This is a genomic window from Xanthomonas sp. DAR 34887 (genome assembly GCF_041245805.1).
GTDB lineage: Bacteria > Pseudomonadota > Gammaproteobacteria > Xanthomonadales > Xanthomonadaceae > Xanthomonas_A > Xanthomonas_A tesorieronis.
In genome coordinates this window covers 789,400-800,970 of sequence record NZ_CP162490.1, presented here as the reverse complement: position 1 = coordinate 800,970, position 11,571 = coordinate 789,400, and the positions used below count along the sequence as shown (strand labels likewise).

The 11,571-nt window shown below is 69.3% G+C and carries 9 protein-coding genes; 2 read left to right on the top strand and 7 right to left on the bottom strand.

Annotated elements, in window-relative coordinates; genetic code table 11:
* Positions 1–13 precede the first annotated feature (13 nt).
* Positions 14–751 carry a uroporphyrinogen-III C-methyltransferase gene (cobA, locus tag AB3X08_RS03505; RefSeq protein ID WP_369938402.1) on the bottom strand — a complete coding sequence of 246 codons (738 nt, stop codon included), beginning with the start codon at positions 749–751 and terminating at the stop codon, positions 14–16.
* A 244-nt stretch (positions 752–995) separates the two neighbouring features.
* Between cobA and AB3X08_RS03500 the strand changes: the two genes are divergently transcribed.
* Positions 996–1,247, top strand: a complete 252-nt coding sequence (locus AB3X08_RS03500) for a hypothetical protein (RefSeq protein WP_369936260.1) — start codon at positions 996–998, stop codon at positions 1,245–1,247.
* A 26-nt stretch (positions 1,248–1,273) separates the two neighbouring features.
* Here AB3X08_RS03500 and AB3X08_RS03495 read toward each other — a convergent pair whose 3' ends face one another.
* From AB3X08_RS03495 to AB3X08_RS03480, 4 genes are all read right to left on the bottom strand, one after another.
* Positions 1,274–4,066: a molybdopterin-dependent oxidoreductase gene (locus AB3X08_RS03495; RefSeq protein WP_369936258.1), complete on the bottom strand. Its 2,793-nt coding sequence runs from the start codon at positions 4,064–4,066 to the stop codon at positions 1,274–1,276.
* On the bottom strand, positions 4,066–4,446 hold the full coding sequence (gene nirD, locus AB3X08_RS03490; protein ID WP_369936257.1) for a nitrite reductase small subunit NirD: 381 nt from the start codon (positions 4,444–4,446) through the stop codon (positions 4,066–4,068). Before nirD ends, AB3X08_RS03495 begins: the two co-directional genes overlap by 1 nt.
* Before the next feature lie 3 nt (positions 4,447–4,449).
* Positions 4,450–6,867 carry a nitrite reductase large subunit NirB gene (nirB, locus tag AB3X08_RS03485; RefSeq protein ID WP_369938400.1) on the bottom strand — a complete coding sequence of 806 codons (2,418 nt, stop codon included), beginning with the start codon at positions 6,865–6,867 and terminating at the stop codon, positions 4,450–4,452.
* A gap of 61 nt (positions 6,868–6,928) precedes the next feature.
* Positions 6,929–8,098, bottom strand: coding sequence for a nitrate/nitrite transporter (locus tag AB3X08_RS03480; protein ID WP_369938399.1), 1,170 nt, complete (start codon positions 8,096–8,098; stop codon positions 6,929–6,931).
* Between the two features lie 538 nt (positions 8,099–8,636).
* Between AB3X08_RS03480 and AB3X08_RS03475 the strand changes: the two genes are divergently transcribed.
* Positions 8,637–9,461, top strand: coding sequence for a hypothetical protein (locus AB3X08_RS03475; RefSeq protein ID WP_369936256.1), 825 nt, complete (start codon positions 8,637–8,639; stop codon positions 9,459–9,461).
* Positions 9,462–9,553: 92 nt separating this feature from the next.
* Here AB3X08_RS03475 and AB3X08_RS03470 read toward each other — a convergent pair whose 3' ends face one another.
* Entirely contained in the window at positions 9,554–10,096 is a 543-nt protein-coding gene (locus AB3X08_RS03470; protein ID WP_369936255.1) for a hypothetical protein, read from the bottom strand.
* A 354-nt stretch (positions 10,097–10,450) separates the two neighbouring features.
* Positions 10,451–11,566: a CmpA/NrtA family ABC transporter substrate-binding protein gene (locus AB3X08_RS03465; RefSeq protein WP_369936253.1), complete on the bottom strand. Its 1,116-nt coding sequence runs from the start codon at positions 11,564–11,566 to the stop codon at positions 10,451–10,453.
* Positions 11,567–11,571 lie beyond the last annotated feature (5 nt).

Sequence of the window (11,571 nt, the reverse complement as noted above, 5' to 3'; positions counted from 1 at the left end):
GCTCCCACAACGATCAGGCCGTCGCTTGCATCGCGTGCAGTTGCGCCAGCTGCACCTGCGCTTCGCCCACCGCGCCGCCGATCAGGATCACCCCGGGTGCGCCGGTGCCAAGGCCCTGCACATCGGCCGTCAGGCGCTCCAAGGTCGTCAGCAACTGCGCTTGCTGCGGCAGGCTCGCCGATTGCACCACCGCCGCCGGCGTAGCGCCGGGCAGGTGTCTCAGCAAGGCCGCCGTCAGCGCCGCGATGCGGCCCATGCCCATGTAGATCGCCAGCGTGGTGCGCGTGGCGCACAGCGCCGCCCAGTCCGGCTCGCCATGGTCCTGGGTATGCGCGGTGACGAAGGTGATGCCGTGGCAATGGTCGCGATGGGTCAGCGACATCCCCAGCCCGGCCGCCGCGGCGAAGCCGGCGCTGACGCCGTTGACGATGCTCACCTCCACGCCCGATGCGCGCAGGAATGCGATCTCCTCGCCGGCACGGCCGAACAGCAGCGCTTCGCCGCCCTTGGCGCGCACCACCCTGGCGCCCTGCAGCGCATAACGCCGCATCAGCCGGCAGATGAAATCCTGCGGCGTGGAACGGCAGCCGCCGCGCTTGCCGACGCGGATCACCCGCGCCTGCGGCGCGAACTGCACGATATCGGGATTGACCAGATCGTCGAGCAACAGCACCTGCGCCGCGGCCAGCGCCTTGACCGCCTTCAGCGTCAGCAGTTCCAGGTCGCCGGGTCCGGCCGACAGCAGCACCACTTCGCCGCCACCGCGGCGCATGCCAGGCACATCCGTATCGCTCATTGCAGACTCCGCAAGGAAAGAGGAAACACAACAGAAGATCCCGCGCTCATTGGTACACCCGCGGCACGCACTCGCCGCCCGCGCCGCCGCGCCACGTCGCCGTCGCGCCGCGAACGCATGACACAGATGGGGCGTTCATTGCGGACCCCGCGGCGAAAAGGGAAACACCAGGGACGCCGCGCATCCATGCACCTGCGGCATGCAATCGCCGCGCGCGCTGGTGCGTTACTTCGCCGCCACCGCAGTACGCGCAGGACACGCGCGCAGCGTTCGTCGCTGGCGCCGCAGCGGCAAGAAGGGACACGTCGCAGGACGCCGTACTCATAGACGCATCGCCCTGGTAGATTTGCGCAGTAGCGACGACCCGCTCGCGCTGCACGCACTGCCGCGCATCTTCGCCAATGTGGCCGATGCGAACAGGAATGCCGCGTTTACCGCGACAGCGGCGTAGGCGCCGCGCGGAAGACCGAGGCGCCGTCATGCGCTTGCGGCCGTGGCGCACAGCCGCAACACCTGCGGCATGCACGAGCCGCAGACGCTGCCGCAGCCCAGCCGGGCGCGGATCTCGGCGGGCGCCGCACCGCGCGCGGCTTCGGCGCGGATCGCCGATTCGCGCACCTGCGTGCACTGGCACACCACCGGATCGCGCGCCACGCCGCCAGCCAGCGCGAAAGCCGCCAACCGCGCGCCGTACCAGGCCTCGCCGCTCAATGCGCGCTCGAGCAAGGCTTCGCCCGTTGCATCGCGCTGCTCACCGGCCAGCAGCAGGCCATCGAGATAGCTGGTCGGCGCGGCACCGCGCCAGGCCACGCGCTTGAGCAGGCCGCGGCGCGCGTCGCGGTATTCGAGGGTATCGGCGTCGCCGCCGGCCAACGCCAACGCCTGCGCCAGCGCTTCCAGCTGCGCCGGCGCCGGCGCCTGCTCGGCGGCGGCGCGCAGCACCAGCCACGCCTGTTCCTGTTCGCCGGCCTCGGCCTGCAGGCTCAACGCGGCATAGCCGAAGTCGCGCAACCAGGGTTGCGCCGCCGCCTGCAACGCGAGCGCGTCGCCGCGCCGCGCCAGCAGCAGATGCCAGCCGAATCCGGCCTTCTCCACGCGCACCGCGGCGTGCTTGAGCTCGGGCTGCTGCGAGCGCGCATCCACCGTGCCCAGGCTGAGTTCGTTGACGCCGCCGCTGTCGAGGAACTGCGCGTTCCAGTGCATCGCCGCGAACACGTCGCCCGAGCGCATCTCCTCGCACGCTTGCAGCGGCAGCACCAGGCTGCCGCGCTTGCTGACGACGCGCACCAGGTCGCCATCGCACAGTCCGCGCCGCGCCGCATCCTGCGGATGCATGCGCAGGCCCGGCTGCGGGCTGTGCGCGAACAACGCCGGCACCCGCCCGCTGCGCGACATGCCGTGCCACTGGTCGCGCAGGCGCCCGCTCAGCAGGCGCAGCGGAAAGCGCGCGGAGGTCGGTTCGGCGACCGGCTTGTACGGCGTGGGATGGAAACGCGCGCGGCCGTCGGCGGTGGCAAACACGCCGTCGGCATAGCGCCGCGCCTGGCCGTGCGCGGCGCCGGCCGGCAGCGGCCATTGCTGCGAGCCCTGCGCGTCCAGCCGCGCATAGTCGAGCCCGCCGATATCCAGGTCGCGGCCGAGCGTCAATGCACGGTGCTCGTCGAACACCGCCGCGGTATCGGCGAAGCCGAAGCGCGAGCCGGTCGCCGGCGCGTCCAGCCGCGCTTCCAGCCGCCGCGCCACTTCGTTGGCGATCCACCAGTCCGGCCTGGCCGCGCCCGCCACCGGCAGCGCCTTGCGCACGCGCGAGACGCGGCGTTCGGAGTTGGTCACCGTCCCCTCCTTCTCGCCCCAACTCGCCGCCGGCAGCAGCACGTCGGCGTAGGGCACGGTGTCGGTGTGCACGAACGCGTCCTGCACGATCACCAGCTCGGCCTGGCGCAGCGCGTCGCGCACCTGTGCGATGTCCGGCATCGAATGCACGGGATTGGTACAGGCGATCCACACCGCCTTGACCTGGCCGCGGCGCAACGCATCGAACAGCGCCACCGCCGGCAGGCCGGGACGCGCCGACAGGCGTTCGGCCGGCAGCTGCCACAGCCGTTCGAGCTCGGCACGATCGCTGGCGCTGGCGATCTCGCGGTGTGCGGCCAGCATCGTCGCCATGCCGCCGACCTCGCGCCCGCCCATCGCGTTCGGTTGTCCGGTCAGCGAGAACGGGCCGGCACCCGGCTTGCCGATCTGCGCGGTGGCCAGGTGCAGGTGGATCAGCGCCAGGTTCTTGTCGGTGCCGTGCGCGGACTGGTTCAGGCCCATGCAGTACAGCGACAGTGCCGGCGCATCGCGGCCGAACCATTCCGCCGCCTGCACCAGGTCGGCGACCGGGATGCCGCAGATGTCGGCGGCCATCGCCGGTGTGTATTCGCGCAATGTCTGCCGCAGTTCGGCGAAGCCCTGCGTGTGCGCGGCGATGAACGCGCGATCGATGCGGTCTTCCCAGATCAGGTGATGCAGCATGCCGTTGAACAGCGCCACATCGGTTCCGGGCTGGATCGGCAGATGCAGGTCGGCCATCGCCGCGGTGTCGGTGCGGCGCGGATCGACCACGATCCAGCGCACGTCCGGATCGCGCGCGCGCGCGTCCTCCAGCCGACGGAACAGCACCGGATGCGCGTAGGCCATGTTGCTGCCGGCGAGCAGCACGGTTCTTGCCAGTTCCAGATCTTCGTAGCAGGTCGGCGGGCCGTCCGCGCCCAGCGCCAGCTTGTAGCCGCTGACTGCGCTGGACATGCACAGCCGCGAATTGGTGTCGATGTTGTTGGTGCCGAGCAGGCCCTTGGCCAGCTTGTTGAAGACGTAGTAGTCCTCGGTCAGCAGTTGCCCGGACAGGTAGAACGCCACCGCATCCGGCCCATGCCGTTCGACGATGCCGGCCAGGCGCTCGGCCACGCTGTCCAGCGCCACCGCCCAGTCCACCGCGCGCCGCGGCGCATCGCGATGCGTGCGCAGTTCCGGCTGCAGCGCGCGGCCCTGCAGGCTGCGCACGGTGTCCGGCAAGGTGCGGCCCTTGCTGCACAGCCGGCCGTAGTTGGCCGGGTGCTCGGGATCGCCTTCGATGCCGACGATGCGCGCGGTGCCGTCGGCAGCATGCTCGGTCTCGATCAGCACGCCGCAGCCGACGCCGCAGTAGCAGCAGGTCGACCGGGTCAGCGTGCGCCGCGCCGCGGTGTCCGCGACCGCGTACGCTGCGGGCACGTGCGCGCCGTCCATCAGCCGGCGACCTGCAACGACAGCCACACATCGCCGTCGTCCACGCGCACCGGATAGCGGCGGGCGCAGCCCACGTCCGGCGCGCAGGCCTGGCCGCTGTCCAGGGCGATGTTCCAGCTGTGCAGCGGGCAGGTGACGCTGTCGCCGGCGACGATACCTTGCGACAGCGGCCCGCCCTTGTGCGGGCAACGATCGGCCAGCGCGAACACGCGGTCGCCCGCGGTACGGAACAGCGCGATCGGATCCACACCGGCGATCTCCAGCACGCGCGCGCCGAGCGCCGGGATGTCGTCGAGCCGGCAGATGCGGATCCAGTGCCGGGCGCCGGCGTCGGCGGTGCTGCGGTCGGACGCGGGGAGGTCGGAAGCGGTTGCGTGCATCGCTCAGTCCTCCACCAGCGCCAGCGGCGCAGCCACGCGCAACGGCTGGAACTCGCGTTGCCTGGCTCCGGCGATGCGCTCGGCCCATGGATCGGGCAGGCCTTCCAGCGCATACAGCAGGCGCTCGTACAGCGCGCGGCGATTGGCTGCGTCCTCGATCACGCGCTGGCGAATGTAGTCCATGCCCACGCGCTCGATGTAGTGCACGGTGCGGTCCAGGTAATAGGCCTCCTCGCGGTACAGCTGCAGGAACGCGCCGGTGTACTCCTTCACCTCCTCGGCGGTCCTGACCTTGACCAGGAACTTGGCGACCTCGGTCTTCATGCCGCCGTTGCCGCCGATGTGCAGCTCCCAGCCCGATTCCACCGCGATGATGCCCACGTCCTTGATGCCGGACTCGGCGCAGTTGCGCGGGCAGCCGGACACCGCCAGCTTCACCTTGTGCGGGCTCCACATGTTGGCCAGCATGGTTTCCAGATCGATGCCCATCTGCGTGCTGTTCTGCGTGCCGAAGCGGCAGAACTCGCTGCCCACGCAGGTCTTCACCGTGCGGATCGACTTGCCGTAGGCGTGGCCGGAGTTCATGCCCAGGTCCTTCCACACGCCGATCAGGTCTTCCTTCTTCACCCCGAGCAGGTCGATGCGCTGGCCGCCGGTGACCTTGACCATCGGCACCGCGTACTTGTCGGCCACATCGGCGATGCGGCGCAGTTCCGAGGCGTTGGTCACCCCGCCCTTCATCTGCGGGATCACCGAGAAGGTGCCGTCCTTCTGGATGTTGGCGTGGGCGCGTTCGTTGATGAAGCGCGACTGCGGATCGTCCACCGCCTCGCGCGGCCAGGTCGACAGCAGGTAGTAGTTGATCGCCGGGCGGCAGGTCGCGCAGCCGTTGGGACTGCGCCACTGCAGCTGCGCATACACCGCGCCATGGGTGAGCAGCCTGCCCTCGCGGATCGCCTGGCGCACCTCGCCGTGGCTGAGGTCGGTGCAGCCGCACACCGCCTTGGTCTTGGGCGTCTGCTGGAAGTTGGAACCCAGGCAATTCATCAGGATCTGCTCGACCAGGCCGGTGCACGAGCCGCAGGAACTGGCCGCCTTGGTCTGCTTCTTGACCTCGTCCACGGTGAACAGGCCCTGCGCGTTGATCGCCTTGACGATGGTGCCCTTGCACACGCCGTTGCAGCCGCACACCTCGTCGCTGTCGCGCATCGCGCTGGCGCGGTCCTGGCCGGCGGTGCCGGCGTCGCCGAGCGCGCTTTCGCCGAACATCAGCCGTTCGCGGCGCTCGCCGATCGGGCTGGCGTCCTTCAGCAGTTGGAAATACCAGGCGCCGTCGTTGGTATCGCCGTACAGGCAGGCGCCGACCAGCCTGTCGTCCTTCAGTACCAGCTTCTTGTAGACGCCGCCGGCCGGATCGGACAGCACGATCTCCTCGCTGCCCTCCCCGCCCATGAAATCGCCGGCCGAGAACAGGTCGATGCCGGTGACCTTGAGCTTGGTCGAGGCCACCGAGCCGCGGTAGATGCCGATGCCGAACCCGGCCAAGTGATTGGCGCAGATCTTGGCCTGCTCGAACAGCGGCGCGACCAGGCCGTAGGCGATGCCGCGGTGGCTGGCGCATTCGCCGACCGCGTACACGCGCGGGTCGAAGGTCTGCAGCGTGTCGTTGACCACGATGCCGCGCGTGCAGTGGATGCCGGCGGCCTGCGCCAGCGCGATGTTGGGGCGGATGCCGGCGGCCATCACCACCAGGTCGGCCGGCACTTCGCTGCCGTCGGAGAACCTCACCGCCACCACCTCGCCATCGGCGTTGCCGACCAGTTCGGTGGTCGAGGTGCCGAGGCGGAAGTCCAGACCGCGTTCGCTGAGCGAGCGTTGCAGCAGTTGCCCGGCGACCGGGTCGAGCTGGCGCTCCAGCAACCAGTCGGCCAGGTGCACCACGGTCACCTGCATGCCGCGCTGCTTGAGCCCGTTGGCCGCCTCCAGGCCGAGCAGGCCGCCGCCGATCACCACCGCATGGCGCTTGCGCGTGGCGGTGTCGATCATGGTCTGCGTGTCGTGCATGTCGCGGTAGCCGATCACGCCCTTCAGGTCCTTGCCCGGCACCGGCAACACGATCGGCAGCGAGCCGGTGGCCAGCAGCAGGCGGTCGTACGCCGCCTCGGTGCCGTCGGCGGCGATCACCTTGCGCCTGATCCGGTCGATGCGGGTGACTTCCTTGCCCACATGCAGCCGGATACCGTTTTCCGCATACCAGGCCAGCGGATTGAGCACGATCTCGTCGAACCGTTGTTCGCCGGCGAGCACCGGCGACAGCAGGATGCGGTTGTAGTTCGGATGCGGCTCGGCGCCGAACACGGTGATGTCGTACATCCCCGGCATCAGCTTGAGCAGTTCTTCCACGGTGCGGATGCCGGCCATGCCGTTGCCCACCACCACCAGTCTTGGCTTGTTCATGCGAGTCTCGCTTCGGTGGAGAGGATCAGACGCGCGCCGCGCCGGCCGCGGCCCATTGGCTGCGCCAGTGCTGCTTGACGTTGGACAGCAGGCCCCAGGCCAGCAGCGCGCAGCCGGCGAACAGCCACAGCCCCAACGCATAGCTGCCGGTGTGCTGCTTGACGATGCCCAGCCCCGCGGCGAGCAGGAAGCCGCCGATACCGCCGGCCATGCCGATCAGCCCGGTCATCAGCCCGATGTCGCGGCCGAAGCGCTGCGGCACCAGCTGGAACACCGCGCCGTTGCCGGTGCCCAGGCACAGCAGGGTCAGCACGAACAGCGCCACCGTCGCCGCCGGGCCGCCGACGCCGATCGCCGCGGCCGCCACCAGCAACGCCACCAGCAGATAGATCGACAGCAGCGTGCGGGTGCCGCCGACGCGATCGGCCAACGCGCCGCCCAGCGGGCGCATCACCGAACCGGCCAGCACGCACGCCGCGGTGGCCCAGCCGGCGAGCTTCGGCGAGAAGTCGAACTGATCGTGGAAGTAGCCGGGCAAGGCGCTGGCGAACCCGGCGAAACCGCCGAAGGTGATCGCGTAGAACAGCATGAACCACCACGAATCGCGATTGCCGACCAGCACCCGCGCGTAATCGCCCAGGCGCTTGCGCGGCACGTCCACCGGCGCGTCCTTGGCGCACGCCGCGAACACCAGCAAGGTCAGCAGCAGCGGGATGCAGGCCAGCCCGAACACCGCCTGGTAGCCGAACGCCGTGGCCAGCACCGGAGCGAACAGCGCCGCGAACACCGTGCCGGAATTGCCCGCGCCGGCGATGCCCATCGCCGTGCCCTGATGCTGCGGCGGATACCAGCGCGAGGCCAGCGGCAGCGCCACCGCGAACGAGGCCCCGGCCACGCCCAGCATCAGCCCCAACAGCAGCACCTGCGCGAAACTGCGCACGCCCAGCTGCCACGCCACCGCCAGCGCCACGATTACCAACACCTGCGCCAGCACGCCGGCGCGCTTGGCACCGATCACGTCGGCGAGCATGCCCAGGAACAGGCGCAGCACCGCCCCGCACAGGATCGGCACCGCCACCATCAGCGCGCGTTGCTGGGTGTCCAGCTGCAGCGCCGCGGCGATCTGCACCTGCAGCGGACCGAGCAGGTACCAGACCATGAAGCTCAGATCGAAATACAGGAACGCCGACAACAGCGTAGGTGTGTGTCCGGCTTGCCAGAACGATCGGTTCATCCGCGCCATCTCCGAGAAACGTTGGGCCGCAGCGCTGCACACCACCCGCAGCGCGCGGTAGTCGAGGGGAGGGAAAAACGAAAACGGCGCCGTCCGGTTCGCACCGGAAGACGCCGTTGTCTGGGCAGACCGACCGCCGTTGGCCCGCCTGCCGAATCGAGTTGGTGCGGACACCCCGTTGCGTCCGCGATTGCACTATCGCAATTGGCGTGCCAAATGCTCGGGGCAGCGATGCGGCGGAAAATCGCCATAAAATTCAATGGACTGAGGAATCCATCGGCGAGGTGCGGCCTTTGTTGCGAGGCCGCCACCTCCAGCGCTACGAACACAAGTGGTGCGCCGTGCACCGTTATTGTGCGCCGCGACAACCATGGCGCACCGAGTGCTTCGCTCCGGCGCAAGCAACTCTGTGAGGCAGACGACGCACGGGACATCCCGCTTGCCGGAAAGCGAAGGAAGCCGCAGGCTGCCTTTTCCCATCGCAATCCTTCGCACTCAGATGAAACGCGCCGTGTTCGCCCTGTGCCTGCTCAGCCCCGCCGCGTTGGCGTGCGATAGCCACCTGCCGCTGTCGGGCGCAGTCAGCGTGACCACCTGTTCGCCGAGGGAGAACTCCACCGACTGCGTCTATTCCGGCAAAGCGCTTTACGACTATATGGAAGCCGTGCCGGATACCGATGCGATTTTCACCATTGGCCTGCAGGCCAGTCCGTGGCGCATGTACGACGGCGAGTGGCGCATTCTCACCCCGGAGGACGTCGCCACAGTCGTGCGTGCGCAACGCGACGGAAACGTGCAGCGCGTCGAACTGGTGGCTTCATGGACCGGCGTGTCGCCCGGATCCGGTGTGCTTTCGCTGGCCGATCGCGTATCCAAGGCGTTGGACGGTCTACCGGTGCAGGGCGAAGACGGCTTTCTGTGGCTTTCCAAGAATGGCACCCGCCGCACCACGCAGCAGGCCTACACCGTGCGCGAAGGTGCCGGCTCCTATTTCCTGCCCGCTGGCGCAGACCTGTTCGTTCCCTTGGTGGCGGGCTGGCCCACGTTCGTGGAGGGCGATATCGCCGACACCGATCTCAAACTGATGACGCAGGCGGCGGCTGGCTGGAATGTGATGTTCCTGTGTCCGGACAAGGCCCTGGCCGGCTTCGAACGCGCCGCTGCCAAGGGCAGCGCCATCGCCGCCTACAACGCCGCGCTCATGCGTTTGGAACGCGGCGGCGACGCCGACCGCACCATTGCGCTGGCGCTGCTGGAACGCGCCGCAGCGCTGGGGGACGAAACGTCGCAGGCGAGGCTGAAGAAGGAACGCACGTCGCGGTAGCACTGCAGGATGGACCGACATACACACACTGCGCCCTGCCGCTCCCGACGCTTGCAAGTTCGCTCCCCGCCGGAAGTCGCTTCCAAATGCGCCTAATAGCGTTGCGCAGACCCGCCAGCACTGCGAGCGAACAGACGTTGCGGCTGGGACTGCATCATCAACCTGCGCACCGCCGACTCGACGGCCATGAATCTGTGCCGCTGCACGAGATAACTCCCACCGAGCAGCACTGCGACGGTCAGCACCGCAGCGGGCTTCACCGCCACGACCAGGAACGAGGTCGCCATGGCGAACAGCACCGACCAACTGCACAAGCCGACCACACGGAGTTCGCTGCGCTGGCAGTCGATCACGATCAGCCCGCGCATGACCGGCGGGTATCGCCAGCCGAAGTGGAGACCGAAGCTTTCGCGGAATGCCCATGCACGCCTGGACAGCGGACGGAACACCAGTGCGGGCCACTTCTCCGCCGCGACTTCGCCTTGCAGCCGCTCGAAAGGGAAATGCAGCAGCGCCGAGGTCGGCACCGCGATGCGCCGACTGAACAACGGGAGTCCCCACGACCAGTAGGTCCGGTTCCATACCACCAGCAGAGCGCCCTCGATCAGTATCAGGGCAATGAGTGCATTGGCCATTCGTCATCCATGGGCGAGCATGCGTTCGGTCGCGCGGCGAAGCGACGTCGACGGAGTATGCCGCGCCGGACTGCGGATTCCGACCCGCTCGCTCCAGAAACCAGCCCGTCGGTTCGGCATTGCGTACGCGGTCGTCCAGCCGATGCAATCGCCTAGCGGACCAGAAGCAGCCGGCGGCAAGGTTCGGCGTTCCCCAAGGCGCCGGGCTCGTCACCAGGCGATGGACCGCTGCAGTGGTCCCCGGGCGGTCTTGAGCAGCGCCTTGAAGCGCTGCGGTTGCTCCAGCGCCTCTGAAAAGTCGAACGTGCCTACGCCGAGACTGCCGACGCTACGTCGCTCCGACCAGCGCAGTGACTAAGCAGGCGCACGTCCAGCCTGCCAATCCGGCAACCCATCCTCGCGCTCGTCGCGCCCCGGCACTGCGATCCCCAGCTGCGAAGCCGCCGCACGGTACGTCTCCAACCGATGCACCCGCGCCACGATCTGCGCATCGTGCGCCGCATCCTGCGCGGCCCCCGCTTCGCTCGCCGGCAACCATCCCCAGCGCCGGAACTGCTGCAGGAACCAGCGTCCGTCCGACAGCCACGGCATGTTCGCCATCCCGCCCGCATGGAAGCGCAGACCCTGCGGATCGGCGCCGTCATCGGCGGCGCCGCCCGGCAGCAGGCACGCTGCGATGCGCTCGTCCGGCAAGCCGATCACGTCGGGATCGGCCAGCCACGCCACCGCTTCGCGACGATGCGCGGCATCGTCGAGCCAGCGGCAGGCTTCGAGCAGCGTGGCGGTCAGCGCGGTCGCCAGCTCCGGCTGCAGTGCGGCGAAAGCGCGGCGGCAGGCCAACACTTTCTCCGGATGACCAGGCCACAGTGCGCCGCTGCGGATCGCGCGCCGGCCCACGCCCATCGCCTCGGCCTGCGCCGCCCACGGTTCGCCGGCGCAGTAGCCGTCCAGTTCGCCGCGCGCCAGCGCGTCGGGCATCTGCGGCGGCGGCAGGGTCACCACCTGGAGATCGCCGATCGGGTCCACGCCCTGCGCCGCCAGCCAGTAGTACAGCCACATCGCGTGGGTGCCGGTGGGGAAGGTCTGCGCGAACACCGGCGGGCGCCCGAGCGCGGCCAGTGCGCTGCGCAGCGGCGTGCCTTGCGCCAGTGCGTCGGCCAGCGCCGGCGCCAGGGTGATGGCCTGGCCGTTCTGGTTGAGGGTGAGCAGGATCGCCATGTCCGCCTGCGGTCCGCCGATGCCGCATTCCACGCCGTAGACCAGGCCGGCCAGTGCGTGCGCCGCGTCCAGTTCGCCGGACAGCAACTTGTCGCGTACCGCCGCCCACGACGCCTGCCGCTGCAGGTCCAGGCGCAGGCCGTGGCGGCGGTCCAGCCCCAGCCGTACCGCGGCGATCAGCGGCGCGCAGTCGATCAGCGGCAGGTAGCCCAGGCGCAGCGTGCGCGGTTCGGGGTGCAGTGGTGCGCTCATCGCTT